The 17602-nt window shown below is 41.6% G+C and carries 18 protein-coding genes; 17 read left to right on the top strand and 1 reads right to left on the bottom strand.

Annotated elements, in window-relative coordinates; translation table 11 throughout:
• The first annotated feature begins 10 nt into the window (after positions 1 to 10).
• The 15 genes from AC0VX7_RS19380 to AC0VX7_RS19310 all read left to right on the top strand — a co-directional run bounded on the left by AC0VX7_RS19380 (position 11) and on the right by AC0VX7_RS19310 (position 15497).
• The gene (locus AC0VX7_RS19380) at positions 11 to 1240 is read left to right on the top strand and encodes a phage portal protein (protein WP_475425486.1); all 1230 of its coding nucleotides are present in this window, start codon (positions 11 to 13) and stop codon (positions 1238 to 1240) included.
• Positions 1240 to 1989: a head maturation protease, ClpP-related gene (locus AC0VX7_RS19375; RefSeq protein ID WP_475425485.1), complete on the top strand. Its 750-nt coding sequence runs from the start codon at positions 1240 to 1242 to the stop codon at positions 1987 to 1989. Before AC0VX7_RS19380 ends, AC0VX7_RS19375 begins: the two co-directional genes overlap by 1 nt.
• Before the next feature lie 39 nt (positions 1990 to 2028).
• Positions 2029 to 3216, top strand: a complete 1188-nt coding sequence (locus tag AC0VX7_RS19370) for a phage major capsid protein (RefSeq protein ID WP_475425484.1) — start codon at positions 2029 to 2031, stop codon at positions 3214 to 3216.
• Between the two features lie 10 nt (positions 3217 to 3226).
• Positions 3227 to 3544, top strand: coding sequence for a hypothetical protein (locus tag AC0VX7_RS19365; protein WP_475425483.1), 318 nt, complete (start codon positions 3227 to 3229; stop codon positions 3542 to 3544).
• Positions 3545 to 3606: 62 nt separating this feature from the next.
• A complete protein-coding gene (locus AC0VX7_RS19360; RefSeq protein WP_475425482.1) occupies positions 3607 to 4143 on the top strand; it encodes a head-tail connector protein in 537 nt (178 codons plus the stop codon).
• On the top strand, positions 4143 to 4619 hold the full coding sequence (locus AC0VX7_RS19355; protein ID WP_475425481.1) for a hypothetical protein: 477 nt from the start codon (positions 4143 to 4145) through the stop codon (positions 4617 to 4619). Before AC0VX7_RS19360 ends, AC0VX7_RS19355 begins: the two co-directional genes overlap by 1 nt.
• The gene (locus AC0VX7_RS19350; protein WP_475425480.1) at positions 4616 to 5029 is read left to right on the top strand and encodes a hypothetical protein; all 414 of its coding nucleotides are present in this window, start codon (positions 4616 to 4618) and stop codon (positions 5027 to 5029) included. Before AC0VX7_RS19355 ends, AC0VX7_RS19350 begins: the two co-directional genes overlap by 4 nt.
• A gap of 15 nt (positions 5030 to 5044) precedes the next feature.
• Positions 5045 to 5209, top strand: a complete 165-nt coding sequence (locus AC0VX7_RS19345; RefSeq protein ID WP_475425479.1) for a hypothetical protein — start codon at positions 5045 to 5047, stop codon at positions 5207 to 5209.
• Positions 5209 to 6171, top strand: a complete 963-nt coding sequence (locus tag AC0VX7_RS19340; protein ID WP_475425478.1) for a phage tail tube protein — start codon at positions 5209 to 5211, stop codon at positions 6169 to 6171. The genes AC0VX7_RS19345 and AC0VX7_RS19340 overlap by 1 nt, the downstream gene beginning before the upstream one ends.
• A gap of 13 nt (positions 6172 to 6184) precedes the next feature.
• Positions 6185 to 6562 (top strand): hypothetical protein, encoded by a 378-nt coding sequence (locus AC0VX7_RS19335; protein ID WP_475425477.1) that lies wholly within the window; start codon positions 6185 to 6187, stop codon positions 6560 to 6562.
• 195 nt (positions 6563 to 6757) lie between these two features.
• Complete coding sequence (locus tag AC0VX7_RS19330) at positions 6758 to 9064, top strand: tape measure protein (protein ID WP_475425476.1); 2307 nt, start codon at positions 6758 to 6760, stop codon at positions 9062 to 9064.
• 4 nt (positions 9065 to 9068) lie between these two features.
• Positions 9069 to 10487 carry a distal tail protein Dit gene (locus AC0VX7_RS19325; protein ID WP_475425475.1) on the top strand — a complete coding sequence of 473 codons (1419 nt, stop codon included), beginning with the start codon at positions 9069 to 9071 and terminating at the stop codon, positions 10485 to 10487.
• Positions 10484 to 14857: a phage tail spike protein gene (locus AC0VX7_RS19320; protein ID WP_475425474.1), complete on the top strand. Its 4374-nt coding sequence runs from the start codon at positions 10484 to 10486 to the stop codon at positions 14855 to 14857. The genes AC0VX7_RS19325 and AC0VX7_RS19320 overlap by 4 nt, the downstream gene beginning before the upstream one ends.
• Before the next feature lie 158 nt (positions 14858 to 15015).
• Positions 15016 to 15216, top strand: a complete 201-nt coding sequence (locus AC0VX7_RS19315; protein WP_475425473.1) for a hypothetical protein — start codon at positions 15016 to 15018, stop codon at positions 15214 to 15216.
• A 23-nt stretch (positions 15217 to 15239) separates the two neighbouring features.
• The gene (locus tag AC0VX7_RS19310) at positions 15240 to 15497 is read left to right on the top strand and encodes a hemolysin XhlA family protein (protein WP_475425472.1); all 258 of its coding nucleotides are present in this window, start codon (positions 15240 to 15242) and stop codon (positions 15495 to 15497) included.
• A 158-nt stretch (positions 15498 to 15655) separates the two neighbouring features.
• Here AC0VX7_RS19310 and AC0VX7_RS19305 read toward each other — a convergent pair whose 3' ends face one another.
• The gene (locus tag AC0VX7_RS19305) at positions 15656 to 15865 is read right to left on the bottom strand and encodes a hypothetical protein (protein ID WP_475425471.1); all 210 of its coding nucleotides are present in this window, start codon (positions 15863 to 15865) and stop codon (positions 15656 to 15658) included.
• Positions 15866 to 15941: 76 nt separating this feature from the next.
• Here AC0VX7_RS19305 and AC0VX7_RS19300 point away from each other — a divergent pair, with 76 nt between their 5' ends.
• Both AC0VX7_RS19300 and AC0VX7_RS19295 read left to right on the top strand, forming a co-directional pair.
• Positions 15942 to 16193: a phage holin gene (locus tag AC0VX7_RS19300; protein ID WP_475425470.1), complete on the top strand. Its 252-nt coding sequence runs from the start codon at positions 15942 to 15944 to the stop codon at positions 16191 to 16193.
• A 303-nt stretch (positions 16194 to 16496) separates the two neighbouring features.
• A complete protein-coding gene (locus AC0VX7_RS19295; protein ID WP_475425469.1) occupies positions 16497 to 17372 on the top strand; it encodes an N-acetylmuramoyl-L-alanine amidase family protein in 876 nt (291 codons plus the stop codon).
• Positions 17373 to 17602 lie beyond the last annotated feature (230 nt).

Genomic DNA, 17602 nt, shown 5'->3' with positions numbered 1-17602 from the left:
AGGTGACTATGTGATTTTTAAAAACTTGCTAAACTCCGGATTTAAAAACCAAACTGTTGATTTAAATAGTCCAACTCTATTGACATGGCTAGGCATTGATCCTGGTACACCGAAGGAAAAACTTTCTGAAGCAACCTACTTTGCATGTATGAAAATCCTTGCTGAAAGTATTGGTAAATTACCTTTGAAAATGTACCAAACAACGGATAAAGGAATCGAAAAAAGTGATAAAAGTGACCTTTATCAGGTCTTTAAATTACGTCCAAATCCTTATATGACATCCACCGTTTTTTGGTCAACAGTCGAAATGAATAGGAATCATCATGGCAATGCCTTTGTTTGGCAGCGATTCGATGGCCCAAAACTAAAAGATTTATGGATTATGCCTAGCGAGGATGTATCCGTCATTATTGACGACGCTGGTATTTTGGCGACGAAAGATAAGATGTGGTACAAATACCAGGATAAACAAGCCAAGAAAACCTATATTTTCGGAAATGAAGAGGTTTTACATTTTAAAACTTCCATCACTTTCAATGGCATAACAGGAATGGCAGTAAAGGATATCCTTAAGAGCACGGTCGAAGGAAGCCTTGAAAGTCAAAAGTTCATGAACAATTTATATAAGACGGGATTGACGGGAAAGGCTGTACTTGAATACACCGGCGATTTAGATAAGGATGCCAAGGACCGTTTAGTTAAGGGATTCGAGGATTTTGCTAATGGTTCAAAGAATGCTGGAAAGATTATTCCGGTTCCATTAGGGATGAAGTTGGTACCGTTAGACATAAAGCTGACAGACAGCCAATTTTTTGAGCTAAAAAAATATACAGCCTTGCAAATCGCAGCTGCCTTTGGGATTAAACCGAATCAAATCAATGATTATGAAAAATCGAGTTATGCGAGTGCTGAAGCGCAGAACCTTTCTTTTTACGTTGATACCTTGTTATACCCATTGAAGCAATATGAAGAGGAAATTACGTTTAAAAGTTTAAGTAGCCAGCTAATAAATGCAGGCTACTTTTTCAAGTTCAATGTAAATGTGATCTTACGTGCAGATATCAAGAGTCAAATCGAAGCCTTGTCTAAAGGGGTAAATAATGCAATCTACACTCCAAATGAAGCCAGGGGATATCTGGATCTGCCGGCTGAAGAAGGTGGCGATATTCTGATGACAAACGGAAACTACATCCCAATTAACCTAGTTGGATCGCAATACCAGAAAGGAGGTGACAGCTAGTGCCGTTTTGGAAATTTATTAAGAATCAAGCCACAGCCGGTATTCCGGAAAGTGTGGAACTTCGAATAGAAGGCGATATCATCGATGACGGTGATTTATGGATCTATGAGTGGTTTGGAGAACCTGCCACTGCTCCTAATGCATTCAAGGAAGAGTTGAAGGAATTTTCCGGTCAGGATCTAACGGTCTGGATTGACAGCTACGGCGGAAGCGTCTTTGCTGGTGCAAGTATTTACAATGCCCTGAAAGAGCATAAAGGGAAGGTCATTGTTAAAGTAGACAGCAAAGCAATGAGTGCTGCTTCGGTGATTGCAATGGCTGGGGATGAGATACATATGTCTCCTGTCGCCGTCATGATGATTCACAACCCTCTTATTGGAACATATGGAGATATGCACGAATTACGAAGGGTGGCGGACATTCTTGATACGATTAAGGATTCCATTATCAATGCTTATGTTACCAAGACTGGTAAGACCGCAGAGGAGATTTCCTCCATGATGGATGATGAAACGTGGATGTCTGCCAATGTGGCCGTGAAAAATGGATTCGCGGATAGCGTTTTATACCAGGATGAGCCATTCGACGTCCAAAACATGAAGGAATTCTCTTTTAACCGTCTGGAAGTGTTGAATGGTGCAAATCAATCAATCAAGGATGCTATCAAACTTTTTGATAAACCAGATCCAGTCAATGAAAATCTAGAAACCGAAAAAGAAATGCTGCTTATGGAATTAGAATTGATCTAATTCTTTTTTTATACCTAAAAACGAAGGAGTGTTCACTCAATGAACAAAGAATTACGCGAAATGTTGGAGAAAATCAGCAACAAGAAAGCAGAAGCAAAGCGCCTTCTTGCTGAAAACAAAATTGAAGAAGCGAAAGCTGCACGTGATGAAGCCCAGGAGCTGCAGAACAAGTTCGATATCGCCAAGGATCTATATGTTGATGAGAAAAACAGCGCTCAAAACCTGGCTCCGGTTCAAGTGGTCACCAACGATGCACCGACCTATAAAGATGTGTTCATGAAGGCTATCCGTGGATATCACATGTCCGGAGAAGAAAGGGATTTACTTGCAGCAAATTATATACGTCCTGAAAATAAACTATCATCTGCGAGTGGTCCAGATGGTGGTTATGTAATCCCTGAAGATATCACGACAGATATCAATGAACTAAAGAAAACAGTGGACAACCTTGAACAATACGTAACTGTCGAGCCGGTTACAACTGACAAAGGTGCTCGCACACTGGAAAAACGTGCTGATTCAACGCCGTTTACATTGCTATCAGAATACGGCAATCCTAATGCAATGTCTGAAATGGATTCTCCTCAATTTGACCGTCTTTCTTATGAAATCGAGGACTATGCAGGCTTCCTTCCTGTACCAAACAATCTGTTGAATGACAGTGACCAGGCGCTTGAAGCTTATTTGAAAAAGTGGATCGCAAAGAAATCAAAAGCTACTCGGAACAGCCTGATCCTTGCAGCATTAAATTCCTTAGCAAAAACTACAATTGCCGGAAATCTTGTTGATGGAATCAAAAAAATCCTGAATGTTACTCTTGATCCAGCATTCTCAGTTGGCGGTAAAATCTATACAAACCAAGATGGATTTAACAAACTTGATACCCTGAAAACTTCTGATGGCAAGTACCTGCTAGAGGATGATATCACTAGCCCTTCAGGTAAAGCTATTTCTGGTCGCCAGGTGGTTGTCTTGTCAAATAAAACAATCGCAACTGTTGTTGATGGAGTGGCCGGAACTGCAATGGCACCATTCATTGTGGGTGACTTGAAAGAAGCAGTCGTTCTTTGGGATCGTCAGCAATTATTGATTGATATGACCAAGGAAGGCGGTAACTCTTGGAGAACAAATACCACTGAATTCCGTGCTATCGAGCGAGAAGATGTGACACTTTGGGATGATGAAGCTGTCGTCTACGCGCAATTCGATATCACGCCAGTAGTGTAAGGGGTGAAAAATGATGAAAGGTACAGTAATCCAGAGGTTTCGTGACAAGGAATCTGATAAGGCATTTGAAGTCGGAGCAACTTACGAGCATGAAAGCAAAGAAAGAGTCGCTGAGTTAAGCCGGAATGGATATATCACAGTGGACGAGAACCAGGATCCAGACTCAAATCAGGATTCTTTTTTAAATGGAAATGTGCAAGATGTTATTTCAGCTTTGACAAAAGACATTGGCCCTGAAAAACTCCAGGCATTGCTAGAGGAAGAATCGAAGGGTAAAGACCGAAAGACAGTGAAAGAGCATATTGAGGCTCTTTTGGCTGAAGAGTAGGAAAGAAAGGAGAGGCACTAGTTAGCCTCTCCTTTTATGATTTTTAGGAAGGGGGTTTGATTATGCCTCTTAAATCCAACGCATTAACTTCCCTTGCAGCTGCTAAAGCGTATTTAAAACTCCAAGCAGGTGTTGATGATTCAATTGTCGAGGACCTTATCAATGCATCATCCTCTGCAATCGAGAATTATTGCAAACGGCAGTTTAAAGAACAATCTTATCTAGAGGAAGAATACGACGGGACTGGAAAAAGTCATTTGTTGCTTGATCAGTATCCAGTGAAGTCCATCGAGTCGGTTTCCATCGATGGAAGTTCTTTATTACCGGGACATTATAAGGTGAAGAAAAGAAATGGAGTTCTTCTATATAACGGAGGCATATGGCCAAGGGGAGAGATAAACGTAACAGTATCTTATACGGCTGGTTATGCAGAAATCCCTTCAGATTTGGAATTGGCATGTAAACACCTGATTATGTCATATTTCAAGTCAGATATAGCAAACTTTTCAACTACTTTTCAGGATGGATTTGTATTTAGGCCCGAAGCGTTAAGTGCCCAGGTGAAGATATTGCTAGCACCTTATAAGAAGGTGATGTAATGGCGCAGGAAATCAACGCCAGAGTAGAAATTAGCCCGGATTTACAGCGTCTAATAGACCAAAATGACGAGATTGCACCAAAAGCAATTAAATTTGGCATGAAAATGATCACAAGGCACGTACCCAAGCAGGTACGAAAGAAAGTGCGTTCCCTTGGATTGATTAAGACAGGAAGATTGGTTAAATCGATTAGAGGTAAAACAGGAAAAGATAAGTCTGTCATTGGTTCACAACACTTTGTTGGCCACATTCTTGAGGGTGGAGCAAAACCTCATATTATCAAAGCCAAGAAAGGAAAGTATTTAAGAATTCCTATTGGTGGCAGATCACTTTTTATTAAGCAAGTTCGACATCCTGGTAATAAAGCATACAAATTTCTTGAGGATACAGTCGAACAAGCGCAATCTTCTGGAGAAATTCAAAGTTTATTCTCACAGGGTGTTCAGCAAGCAATTAAGGAGTTGTCTTCAGGATGACCGATTTAAATATTATGGCCACAAAAATAAAGGACGTCATAGCAACTGTTGAAGGTGTCGCAGCTGCCTATGATCATGAACCACAAAGTATGACTCAGTTGCCTGCAGCTACATTGTATTTTGATGGATTTTCACAGTCTGATTCAGCGACCAGGCGAAAATCAGTAAATTGGCGTTGGGTCATCAGGCTTTATATCCCCTTGAATTCCAGTGATGTTACAAAGCCACAAATGGATATTCGGAACCTGCTTGTTAATACCATAAAACAGTTACGTACGGATCCTTCTTTAGGAGGTTCTTGCTTATATCATACAGTTTCAGATGGAGATGTATTTGTAAATTTAGATCAACCTACTGCAATGATGGTTGCTGAACTCTCATTGCTGGCATCGACAGAAGAAGACTTTTAAGGAGTTGAGTCCTTAATGACCAATAAGAAGAAAATCGAATATATAGGCAACGGTGAACGGATTATTCCGGGATTCGGACAATTTAAGCCTGGTGACGAAGTGGATCATGACAAAACCCTACTGCGCACCGGGCTTTTTCGTGTAAAAAATCCAAAAGAAAAGAAAGATGGTGAAGATTAATGCCATACGGAGCTTTAGCACATATTGGTTTAGGTAAGGAAGCAACATACGGTACACCAGTGGCTGCCACTGACTATTTAAGGTTTGCATCCGAAGGATTGAATGAGGAAATTGAACAGATTATCTCTGAAAACTTTAGCGGAGTTTTTGACGAAGGTGCTTCTTATGAAGGAATGCGCAATATTTCAGGCGATATTTCATTTGATGTTTATCCAAATGTAGTTGGACATATGCTGAGAGCTGCTTTTGGTGCACCCGTTTCGACTGAAGTGGTTGCTGGCGTTTATCAGCATGTATTCACACCTGTACAGGCGAGCTTCTCAAACGTTTGCGCTTTACCTCCCTATACCTTGGAAGTACATAGGGACATGGAGCAGGCATTCCAATACTCAGGAGCTGTTGTAAACGATCTTACATTCAGTTTCGGTACTGACAATAAACTGATGCAGGGTTCTGCAGCGATAATCGCAAAAGCATTGGCCCTTATCGCGAAAACAGCACCAAGTTTTGAAGCGACCAATCCTTTTCGCTGGTTCCAGGCAAAAGTGACGTTAGATGGGACATTGAATAAAGATATTTCCACAGTTGAATTCGGTATCCAAAACAATTTAGAGGGTCGCGCTTCCCTCGACGGAACAAAAGCCATTTCGCGTGTCCTTAGAGGTGGAGTCCGTACTTTTCCTGTTAAATTTTCTTTGGACTTAAAGGATATTTCGGAGTATAACAAGTTCCGTGCCCAGAATGAAGTTCCATTGAAGATTGAATTGGTTGGTGACGTGATCAGCGGTGGCAACAACTTCAAAATGACGATTGACGTGCCGAAATTCAGGTTTGCTGCTTTTCCAATCAACGTGGATGGAGCAGGAGCAATTGCTACGCAAGTAGACGGGTCAGCAAAGTATGATCCAGCAGTGTTACATGCAATGAAAATAACTTTGATCAACAGTACGGCTTCGTATTAAGGAGGAATTTAAATTGGCTATGTTTTCGAAAGATAAACCAACAAAACGAATTGAATTCGAAGGTGGATGGGTTGACCTTCAGCATCTTTCCAAAGGCGTGAAAGACCAGATTACAAGCAGGCTCTCTTCGTCATTAGAAGGAATGGATGCAGAAGCTCTAAAGAAATTGGACAAAAACAGCGACGAAGTGCCGGTAGGCGCTATCGGCATGGTTAGCAAGGTGCAACAGGTCGAATACTATAAGCTTTCTAAAGCTATTAAGGCTTGGAGTGCTGGTGAGATAGCTATAACGGAAGAATCGGTTCAGGATTTGGACGATGAAGTGTTCAATCTAATATCTGATGAAATCAATAAAATGAATGAACTATCAAAAGAAGAAGTAAAAAACTAGAAGTCGCCGTTTCCCGATCAATGGGGAACGGCGACTTTTCTAATGATTACCTAAAAATCTTTTTTATGTGCAAGGAGTTTCATTGTCTGCCCTACGAGGGCGGATATTTAGACCAACCAGCAATTTATGTTCAAGCCTTCGAAATCATCCAACAAATGATTAATAGATACCAATCGAGTCGAAAGGAGGGCAAACATGGCAGGTAAAAATACGGTTGAAATCATTCTCTCTGCTAGAGACCAGGCAAGCAAAGCGGTAAGAGCTGCAATGGGGTCTGTTCAATCTTCTGCATCAGCTGCAATGTCCACTATTAAAAATGGCGCTATGGTCGCAACTGCAGCAATGGTCACTTTAACTGGTGCCATAAGTAAAGTCGGTGTTGGCTACAATGCCATGATGGAGCAATCAGCCATAGCATGGGAAACTATATTGGGTAGCCAGGAAGAAGCAAAGAGAACCCTTAAAGAACTTGAAATCATGGGTGCCAAGACTCCTTTCGAATTTGAAGGATTGGACAAGGCTGCCAAACTATTAAACATGGCAGGCTATGAAGGTGACAATCTATTTAAAACACTGACTGCCGTAGGCGATGCTGTCTCTGCAGTAGGTGGCGGTCAAGATGAATTACAAGGTATTTCCATGGCGATATTTCAGATGGCCTCTAAAGGGAAAATTTCTGCGGAAGAAATGAACCAGTTAGCAGAACGGGGGATACCGGCTTGGAAAATGATTGCGGATGCTCAAGGTAAGAGCGTTCAACAAATGATGGAAATGTCCCAGAATGGTGAATTATTTGCCAAAGATGTTTTGCCACAGTTGACTGAGCAACTAGGTAAACGGTTTGGTGGAGCAATGGAAAAGCAGTCCACTACATTTAATGGCATGTTATCGACCATAAAAGACAACTTGAAAATGATTGCTGCTGAAATGTCTAAAGGACTCTTCGAAAACTTCAAAAGCAGTATGCAAGGTGCTATTCCGTTGCTGAATGGCTTCATGGAATTAATAAAAGGGAACTCCATTAAGTTCATTGAGATTATTACCCAAGCTTTCGGACAGGAACAAGGATTGAAGATTATTAAGTTCTTTTTGGGAGCAAGGGATGCCATTAATCAGTTCAAAGGATATGTAGATATAGGAAAAGAAGCAATAAAAGGTTTATTCGCTGCCTTTTCCGGTAATGAAGGAGCAGCAGTTTCCATGCTACACCGAGTAGGACTTTCTTCAGACCAAGTTCAACTGGTTCTGTCTGCTGTTGAAACGATAAAGACATACATTACTGGATTACTAGCTTACTGGAAGATGGTTTTTACAGGATTGATGGCAGCTGCGGTGGCCTTGTGGAATTTCTTACTTCCGTTAATCATACCTGCACTAACAGCGATTGTTTCATTCGTTAAGGAAAAACTGGATTTAATTAAGCAATTCTGGGATGAAAACGGAGCTCAAATAGTTTTAGCAGCGAAAAATGCCTTTGAATTTTTGCTTAAAGTAATACAGTTTATCATGCCGGCAGTCCTCTTCATCATCCAGATGGTATGGGAAAATATCAAGGGCGTAATTAGCGGGGCCCTAAACATCATTATTGGATTAATCAAGATTTTTGCTGGTATTTTCACTGGGGATTTCTCTAAAATGTGGGAGGGCATCAAGCAGCTCTTCTTTGGAGCCGTTGAATTCCTCTGGAACCTGATTAACTTGATGATGTTTGGCAGGATCCTTGGAGGGATTAAAGCCTTTGTCACAAAAGGAGTATCATCCTTCACTGGTTTCTGGACCAAGACAGTGGAGGTGTTCAAAAACCTCGATGTCCATGTAGTGAATATCGTGAATGGACTCGTAGGGCGTGTAGTGGGATTCCTTAGAGGTTTGTATACCCAAGGAACCCAAATCTTCGGAACCCTCCGAACCTTTGGCGTATCAATTTTCCAGGCACTCGGTTCTGCCATACGTACAGTAGTTAGTACATTTGTTCAAATTGTCATCGGACGTTTCCAAAGTATGTACACTGGAGCAAAATTCGTTTTCCAAGGATTGTTCAATACAGCCAAAGGCATTTTCAGCAACATCGGGAAGGCCATTACCAATCCAATCAAGACAGCCAAGGATTTGATACTTGGTTTTATCGGAAAAATCAAAAGTGCTTTCGCCAATATGGGAACAAAAATTCCATTGCCACACTTTACAGTAAGTAACTTCTCACTCAATCCAAAAGACTGGGTGAAAAACGGACTTCCTAAATTGTCAGTTGATTGGTATGACAAAGGGGGAGTTTTCTATGGACCACAAATTATTGGCGTTGGTGAAAAGCGGCCTGAATTTGTTGGTGCTCTTGAAGATTTAAGAAAAATTGTAACGGGCGCTGTTTCAGATGTTGTTGGGACTCAAACCTCTCAAAGCAATCCACAGGTTATCCAAATTGTGACTCCTGATTACCGGGAAGTTGCTAGATGGTTAGTTGAACCCATTACAGAATTCCAACAACTGAAGCTAGGAAGGTGATAAAATGTCCGGAATGAAATTCAGAGGCATTAGAAAAGATTATCTTTCTGTCCTACGAGGAATCAAAAGACCTCCCTGGGCTCCGATTAAAAGGAATTTATTTTCCGTAGTCGGCAGACCAGGTGGATTGTTACAAGATACAGAAATCGAACCCAGAATTGAAAGTGTACCAGTCGAAATCCAAGGGTTGGATTATAAAGACCTTCAAAAAGTGAAAGAGGATCTAGCTGACTGGTTATTTACCGAAAAAGAAGAAGAATTAATCTTTGATGACGAACCAGATCGCGTCTACTACGCAATGGTGGACGGAAGCTTGGATTTAGATGAATTTGTTGACCGTGGGCAGGGCGTCATCAATTTTATCTGTCCTGATCCATATAAATACGGTCCGGTTGTTCCAATGAACTTTTCTGATGTTTCTGCGCCCGTTGTCTTGAATAACGGTGGCAAAGTTCCAACGCCACCGTTATTTAATATCACTCTCAAAGGACCAACAACATTCCTTGATATCATTGGCGATGAGGATTATATGAGGATTGGGCAACCTGTAACTGTCGATGAAACGGCTTTTGTGAAATATGAGCCGATATGGAGTGCAAAAGGGACCACGACTACTGGATGGGCAAGCGCAGGCTACGTTCCGGACGGAGGGACAAAATCAGGAAGCATTGGAGTATTAAATGGAAACTTCATTGCTGCTGACTATGGGACCGGAAGCACGTGGCATGGTCCTGCAGTGGCACAGTCTATCGGAAGTGTTGAAAATGACTTCCTGTTGCGTGTCTATATGGACGTGAAATCCATCAACAATCAGAGGCCCAGAAACGAAATTTATCTGCTGGACCAAGCAGGAGCCATAATCGGAAAATTATCCGTCGTCGTGAGACGATCTACTGGCGAAGTGGACATCGAGATGAATATTCGTAACGGGGCAAAAAACCATTTCCTTGTATCTGAGAAATGGAAGTACAGGGACTTCTTTGGTTACTTAGATATCATTCGGGAAGGCAGTGAGATTACAGCTTCAGCTGCCCAACAATCAAGTGACAGAAATTCAACGTTATATAAAAGAACATTCAAGTATGACGACATTAATAATGAATTTCAAAAGACATTTGCTGCTGTTGGTATGCATTTTGGTTCTTACGGAACATACCCAACGCCAACTCAGGCAAGGATTAGCAGAATTGATGTCCAAAGGGTGAATGACCAGCCTCAAGGTGTCCCTTATATTGGAGATGCCGGAGATGTATTCACATTAGATCACAAAACTTCAAAGATATTAAAGAACGGTGACCCTTTCACAAAGAAAGACTTCGGGGCCTGTTTTTTTGATTTGAAAAAAGGTGATAATGCACTGGTTTTCAATCCATCGAATGTCATTCAAAGTGTGGACGTGGAATGGAGGACTAGATATCGATGATTCATGTATTGCATCCCCAAAAAGATGAAATCGTCTCATGGATTTCATATGCAATCGAGGACAACCATCAACATTCGCTTGAGAATGATGAGAAATTCGATTTTCGCCTACCCAGTGACGAACCTGGTGCTGAAACGTTGGAAAAGAGGAGCAGGATCCTAATACCTTCCGAGGATGGTGATTATCGGGAATTTGTTGTGGACGTCATCATGGATTTTACAGCCTCTAAAACAAAAGAAGTTTATTCAATCGGTTCTTTTAACGACTTAAAGAAAATGAAGGTCATTGAACCACAAATTAAAGATGGCCAGACCGTAATCAGTGCAACTTCTTTCGTTCTTGAAGGTTTGGAGTGGCAGCTGGGCATTGCCGAATACAGCGGTATAAGAAAGTGGACGATTGATAAACATCTGGATGCTTATTCAGCGTTGAAAGCCCTGGCGTCCTTGTTCGACTGTGAGCTGCGTTTCCGTGTAACAGTAAACGGTTCAATGGTTACTGGACGGTATGTGGATTTTATAAAGAAACAGGGGCTTAACCGTGGAAAAGAAATCGTATTCGGGAAGGACCTCCTTGGCATTACCAGGAGGGTAAAGGCAGACAGGATCGTCACTGCGCTTTATTGCATTGGGCCGGAAAGAGCGGACGGTACAAGGCTGACAACGATCGTTACTGATGATACAGCATTCCAGAACTGGAACCGGAAAGGAAAGCATCTGATTGAGACTTATGAGCCTGAATCTTCCGATCAGGATATGACATTGGAACGGTTGACCCAGTTGGGGCAGACAGAGTTAAAAAAACGGATTGATGCAGCCGTTGAATATGAAGTCGAAGCTGCAGCACTTGAACACATCTTGGGATATGAGCATGAAATCACCAGGTTGGGTGATACAGCAAAAGTGAAGGATGAACATTTTAATCCTCCGATGTATTTGGAATCGAGGATCATATATATTGAACGTTCCATCTTTATCAAAAGTAAAAAGAAATACAAACTAGGCGAAGTCATCGAATACAAGAAAGAAGATGTCATGAAGACTTGGCGCGAGTTACAGGCACTCTATGCGACAAAAGTGATCAAGTCTCCTGTTGCACCTCCTAGAAAGCCCAATATCATTTGGGTCCAAACCGGTGTTGTTCCAGAGGTTATGCATACCTGGGATGTCTCAGGATGGGTTAAGGTTACCCCAACAGAAGCCATTGAGGTTGGTGCTGAAACACCAGAAGGGGCGCAGGAAAAGGCTAATATAGCAGAAGGGAATGCAAAGGGACATGCGGATACTGCTGCAGGACAAGCCGAGCAGAACGCCAAGAGCTATGCATTGTCCGAAGCTGAAAAGGCTCGGTTAGCAGCCATACAAGAAGCTGCATTGGATGCACAGGATAAGGCCAGCGCGGTAAAGACAGAACTTGAAACGGATATTGCAACAAAAGCTGATGCGGAATGGGTTAATGGTCAATTAGTTAGTAAGGTTGATAAGTCAGCTTATGATACAAAGATTCAGCAGATTACTAATGATTTAACAGAAAAAGCAGGTTTGGAGTACGTCAACGGCCAACTAGTCAGCAAAGCTGATAAGTCCAACACATACACAAAGACAGAAGTAGATAATGCTTTAAACAGTAAAGTGAGCACGATTACTTACACGACCGACCAAAACGGCATCGTTAGTCGTCTTGACAGTGCTGAAAGTAGAATCACACAGACAGAGACTGACATCACTCAGCGCATCACTACGACCACGTATAATTCTGGCATGGCAGCTAAAGAAGACACTGTATACAAGCAAACGACAGCACCGGCCCATAAGTTAGGTAGGCTGTGGCTGGATACAAGTAAGACTCCAAATGTGCTAAATCGCTCTACAGGTACGGCTTGGGTCAAAGTAACTCCGACTACTGCTAGTGAGGTGGGCGCTTACTCAGCAGCGGACGGATCATCACTTGCGGGCAGGGTATCCACAGCTGAAACGTCAATCTCTCAACAAGCTGGACAAATCGCACTTAAAGCAAGTCAGACAGACTTAAACGCTTTAACAGGTCGTGTGGATGAGGCTGAGTCGGAACTCACAGTTCAGGCAGGACAAATAGCAAGTAAGGTGTCCAAAACCGACTATGATACGGACCAGTCAGGGGTTATCAGCCGGTTAAACAGCGCGGAGTCGAGGATTACACAGACTGAGAGTGATATTACCAGCAGGGTAAGCCAGACGACGTACGATGCAGACATCAATGCAGCGGGCACCGGATTGAAAGCAAAGATATCTGCAGCTGAAACCTCAATTTCGCAAAATGCCAGTGCAATAGCTTTAAGAGCAACCAAAACAGAATTGACGAACGGTTTGTCTGGAAAAGCGGATAATTCAACTGTGTCGGCATTGACTAACAGAGTATCTACTGCTGAGAGTCAGTTAACTGTACAGGCTGGAGAGATTGCTGCGAGGGTGACAAAGACTGAGTTTGAAGGACTGCAGATTGGCGGTCGGAACTTAGTATTGAGATCGAATGAGTTCAACGCTCCGGGAAATCCTGCCACTGGTGTAACACCTAGTTTAACTTCGGAGGGTCATTTACAAGTTGTCACGACCTCTGGAAATGGTAATTGGCACACTGGATGGGCTAAGTACCTTAGTAATATCGAAGAAAATCTTTCGGAAGGTGACGAATTTACCGTTTCATTCCTGATAAAGCGTGTATCAGGAACCGGTCAACCTACAATTTACATCAAAGCAGGTATGGGGTACTTCGGGTTAAAGGGTAGTATCGGGACGAATTTTAGCACGCTATACTACTCAGGTACGTGGAAAGATGCGAACTCAGTTAGCCCACACTTAGGTTGGAGTGGAAGTGCCGGAACATTTGTTATTAAAGCGTGGAAAATCGAAAGAGGAAACAAACCAACTGACTGGACTCCTGCTCCAGAAGATGTGGACAACGCCATTTCTGGCATATCTGGTAGACTCTCAACAGCAGAATCAACAATTACGCAACATGCAAGTCAAATTGCTAGTAAAGTGTCACAGACTGACTTCAATAGTCTAGAAGGAAGAATGGATAGCGCAGAAAGTAGTATTACTCAACAAGCTGGTGAGATAGCGTCTAAAGTATCAACCACTACCTATAACTCTGGTATGGCGTCGAAAGAGAATAGCGTGTATAAACAAACTTCAGCACCTGCTCATTCTAATGGACGTTTATGGTTGAACACTTCAGTAACGCCAAATATTCTTTACAGGTCTACTGGTTCAGCTTGGGTTAAGGCTACGCCAACTACTGCTGCTGAAGTAGGGGCTTACTCTGCATCAGAAGGCAGTGCTCTTGCTGGAAGAGTATCTACAGCTGAATCGTCTATAACTCAAAATGCTAACAATATAGCGTTGAAAGTTAGTAAGACAGATTACACTGGGAATACGATCGCTTCCTTGATTAATCAGACAGCCACAACTATTAAATTACAAGCTGCTAAAATAGCACTTGATGGTTATGTAGAAGCAAAACATATTAAGTCCCTGCTTGGTTTAAACATCAACAACCAATTCGTAGTGGATTCTTACGGCAATGTATCTTTTAACGGAACTATGACTGGTGCTGTTGCTGGTAATATATCTTCATTTGGACAACAAACAACATTTGATAATGGCGGAGTCAGCACTTCCGATGTCGACTTTGGTTCTGGGGGGTCAATCCTATCAGGAGAAAGGACTAAGATATCTAAAAACGAAATACAGATGGGAACCATTTACGGCTCCACCTTTGACTCTTTTCAATATTACACAAGAATAAATAATTCGGAAATATACAACATTGGTTCTGAAACGTTCAATATAAACTCTAATAAATCAGTTGCGGTTAACGGTACTGAATTTTTAGGAGGCGAGATTATACTCCCTGGGTTCACTAATAAGATTAGCTCCTCATCGTATAAGGACGGTATATATTTATATGCTGGTTCGACAGGGACGTATGCTAAGATGAAGTCTGATGGAGCTTTCTTCATTGTCGTAAATGGAAGCACAAAGCACACCTTTTATGCAGGAGGTACTAAGTCCGGTGGATCTATTGTCATCGATGGTGAAAACTTAGGTATGTCACCAATAGATAGTCCTCAAGTTCTTTTGGAATATGTGGAATTCGATATCCCATTGACTAGTGCAGGAACAAAGGTATATTTGGAATCCAGGTTCCGAAAAGCAGTTGAGAACTTTGCTGTGTTTCCTAACAACGGAAAAGAAATTGAAAAGGGACCAGATTACTTCGTGTTGACTGGAGAAGGTTCAGCTGATGTTCGAATCATCGGGGAACGGATTGGGTATTCAGATGTATTCTTTGATGATATCGACGCTGCAAATGAGGAGGTTGCTGCTTAATGCCCAGACTCAAAAAAAGGACCAGGAATACTAAGAAAGAGGGAAAGCTCCTGGTTGTCTACTATGATGAGAAAGAAGAAGTCAAAAAGAAAAAAGAACCAAAAAATAAGTAGGGCGGCCTAAACAGGCTGCCTTTTCATTTGGAAGGAGTTTTATTAATGACAAAAGTAGAACCAATCCAGTACCAAATACACCTTTTAGCAGAGGAAGTTAAAAGGTTGAACATTGACCTTTCAAGCGCAAAAGCAAACTTTATTGTTACCCAGGACTTACTTGCAGAGAAAGACGCGAAAATACAAGAGCTAGAAAAGCAACTGGAAGATAATAAGAACTCGGAATCAGATATAAAGACAGATTGATTCTTGAAGGGGGGAGGTGAGCATTGGAGGAGAACAACGTGGATATTTGGAAACAGTCCATACAAAAAGACATCGAAGACATGAAAGGCGACATCCGACGTCTCCAGGATAAAACACTTCTGCAGGACCAGACCATCCAAGGCATCAAGGATACACTAAAAGAAATCAAAGATGACACCAAGTGGCTTAAACGCACCATAACCACAGCCCTTATCACGGCGACGATTGTGGCGGTTGTAGGGGGTGCAATATCAATTGTATTTGAAGTTTTTAAAGGATGAGGAGGTGAGATTGATGTCATTAGCTAACTGTACTGAAAGTAATTTTTTTCAGGTTGTAAGCGGGATACAATGCATAAAAAAATATTTCATTGTTGTTGATGGTGTGACGGAACAAAAAGAGCAAAGATAAAAAATACCTTTACTCTTTGAGAATGAAATTATCTGTGAGAAGTAATAGTGAGAGTTGCTACCTTACAGTTTAAGCACCCGAAAACAGCAACAGGAATACCACTTGAACTATTAAAAAGTGGTGGGTTTTTAGAACGGTCAATTGTTGTTAAAACAAAGTCTGTTGCATCGTTAGGCGTAATTAATTCCAAGTTGTCTGAATCGCAGTTAGGGCACTTGATTGGATGTTGAAGCTGCATATTATCACCTCCTTCCAACCGTCTAATTTCGACAGGAAAGAGGAAAATCCTGCAAATTATGAAAGGAGTCATTAAAATGTACGAACAACCGAAAACGTGGAAAGACTGGGGAATTCTCCTTACAGCATGGCTTTCAATCCTAGCACTAGGACTGAAGGCCATTTTTAATGTGGATATCACTCAATACGTTGGGGATATCGTGAATTTTGTATTACTGTCTATTTTCATAGCTTTATCAGCCTGGGGAGTGTGGAAGAACACCTACGTCAGCCACAAGGCACAGCTGCAGAAGAAGGCTTTGAAGGCACAAGGGTTGATTAAGAAATAAATTTATTGTCTGTTTTTTAATTTATATATTATGTATTGGGTTTGAATAGTGGAATACACCAATCCAGCAATAGTTAATATAATTCCACTCCTAAGAACCCTTTTACTGTTTCTTAATTGATTTGTTTGAAATAGTATAATGTCGCTTATTAGATCGATTATGAGAACAATTATTAGTGGCATGATTTTCAATGGTCTCGTCTCCTTACTGAATTAAGATAAGTATCCCGTTTTAAATTAAATATTATGCATTTTATAAGCTGCCCTAATGGACGGCTTTTTACTTTGAAAGGAGAGGATTCACATGAAAGAAGAGCTCCATAATGATTTTGGACATGGGAAAAATACTTATCCACCAAGCAAGGGTGTTCTGGGTCTTCCTGAGTTCGAATTTAACAGTGCAGTGGGGGCAGAAACAAAGAGGTTACTTGCTGGCATAATGCCAACATATGAAGCTCAGCCCTTTGATGGAAATGACGTTCCTCTAAGAACCAGGACCAACCTTTACAACGATCGGTATGCCAAGAATAAAAAAGCAATTGGTATTTCAAGTCATGCGAATGCAAATGGAAAGAGGTCCGTTCGCGGCTTTGGAGTTTTCTATTGGCACTCAAGTTCAGAAGCAAAGAAGCTGGCCCAAATAATCCTTGATGAGTACAAGAAGGAATTCCCTGATCGCGAGAAGTATCCGATTTGGGGTGATGGGTTGTTCCCGTCCGTTCCAGGAACTTGGACAGACCTCCACATGTGCCGGGAAACAGATGGAGTATTTGTTTTAGTTGAATGGGAATTCATGACCAATCCTGAATCATTGAAACTTTTGAAATCTGATGACTACCGTAAAAGATGTGCCCTAGTCAAAGCACGGTCTGCTTGTCGTTGGTATGGCATTTCGTTTAATAAGCCAGCTAATATTGCGGATAAATCAAAGGAGGAAGAGGAAATGTTGGATAAAGCGATTGTCATCTTAAGTGAGGCGGACTTCCCAGCTGCAAGCCAACTTGCATTAAAAATGGGAGCTCCTATTTACATGAGAGGAACAGCTGTTGGTCAGAAAGTGGGCAAAACGGTTTATGTCGTGGGCGGCACTAAGGAAAACATCCAGGGAGATAAGGTGATCGTTCTATCTGGAGATAACAGGTTCCAGACTTGGGATGCAGTAGGTAAGTTGCTGAAGTGAAAAATAAGCCCTCTCAATCAAGAGGGGCTTATTTTCAATACTATGTAATGGATCAGGCTTATAAATGTGACTGAGGATATGAAAAAAGACAGGTATTATCCTGTCTTTTTTCTAACGAATAGATCTAGCGAATAGTTTTTAACGAATATAAACTAACGAATATAAGCTAACGAATATTTAGCGTAATCCTATATTAAATTACTTACTAACCGAACGTCAAGGCGAACATG

The sequence above is a fragment of the Mesobacillus sp. QJM3NY_10 genome, from assembly GCF_056173465.1.
This window is presented reverse-complemented; position numbering and strand designations above follow the sequence as displayed.

Bases quoted from the DNA above. Each gene is read 5' to 3' on its own strand.
- AC0VX7_RS19365 (WP_475425483.1), top strand. From the start codon at position 3,227: ATGATGAAAGGTACAGTAATCCAGAGGTTTCGTGACAAGGAATCTGAT.
- AC0VX7_RS19350 (WP_475425480.1), top strand. From the start codon at position 4,616: ATGACCGATTTAAATATTATGGCCACAAAAATAAAGGACGTCATAGCA.
- AC0VX7_RS19345 (WP_475425479.1), top strand. From the start codon at position 5,045: ATGACCAATAAGAAGAAAATCGAATATATAGGCAACGGTGAACGGATT.
- AC0VX7_RS19330 (WP_475425476.1), top strand. From the start codon at position 6,758: ATGGCAGGTAAAAATACGGTTGAAATCATTCTCTCTGCTAGAGACCAG.
- AC0VX7_RS19295 (WP_475425469.1), top strand. From the start codon at position 16,497: ATGAAAGAAGAGCTCCATAATGATTTTGGACATGGGAAAAATACTTAT.
- AC0VX7_RS19340 (WP_475425478.1), top strand. From the start codon at position 5,209: ATGCCATACGGAGCTTTAGCACATATTGGTTTAGGTAAGGAAGCAACA.
- AC0VX7_RS19360 (WP_475425482.1), top strand. From the start codon at position 3,607: ATGCCTCTTAAATCCAACGCATTAACTTCCCTTGCAGCTGCTAAAGCG.
- AC0VX7_RS19300 (WP_475425470.1), top strand. From the start codon at position 15,942: ATGTACGAACAACCGAAAACGTGGAAAGACTGGGGAATTCTCCTTACA.
- AC0VX7_RS19325 (WP_475425475.1), top strand. From the start codon at position 9,069: ATGTCCGGAATGAAATTCAGAGGCATTAGAAAAGATTATCTTTCTGTC.
- AC0VX7_RS19355 (WP_475425481.1), top strand. From the start codon at position 4,143: ATGGCGCAGGAAATCAACGCCAGAGTAGAAATTAGCCCGGATTTACAG.
- AC0VX7_RS19305 (WP_475425471.1), bottom strand. From the start codon at position 15,865: ATGCAGCTTCAACATCCAATCAAGTGCCCTAACTGCGATTCAGACAAC.
- AC0VX7_RS19315 (WP_475425473.1), top strand. From the start codon at position 15,016: ATGACAAAAGTAGAACCAATCCAGTACCAAATACACCTTTTAGCAGAG.
- AC0VX7_RS19320 (WP_475425474.1), top strand. From the start codon at position 10,484: ATGATTCATGTATTGCATCCCCAAAAAGATGAAATCGTCTCATGGATT.
- AC0VX7_RS19370 (WP_475425484.1), top strand. From the start codon at position 2,029: ATGAACAAAGAATTACGCGAAATGTTGGAGAAAATCAGCAACAAGAAA.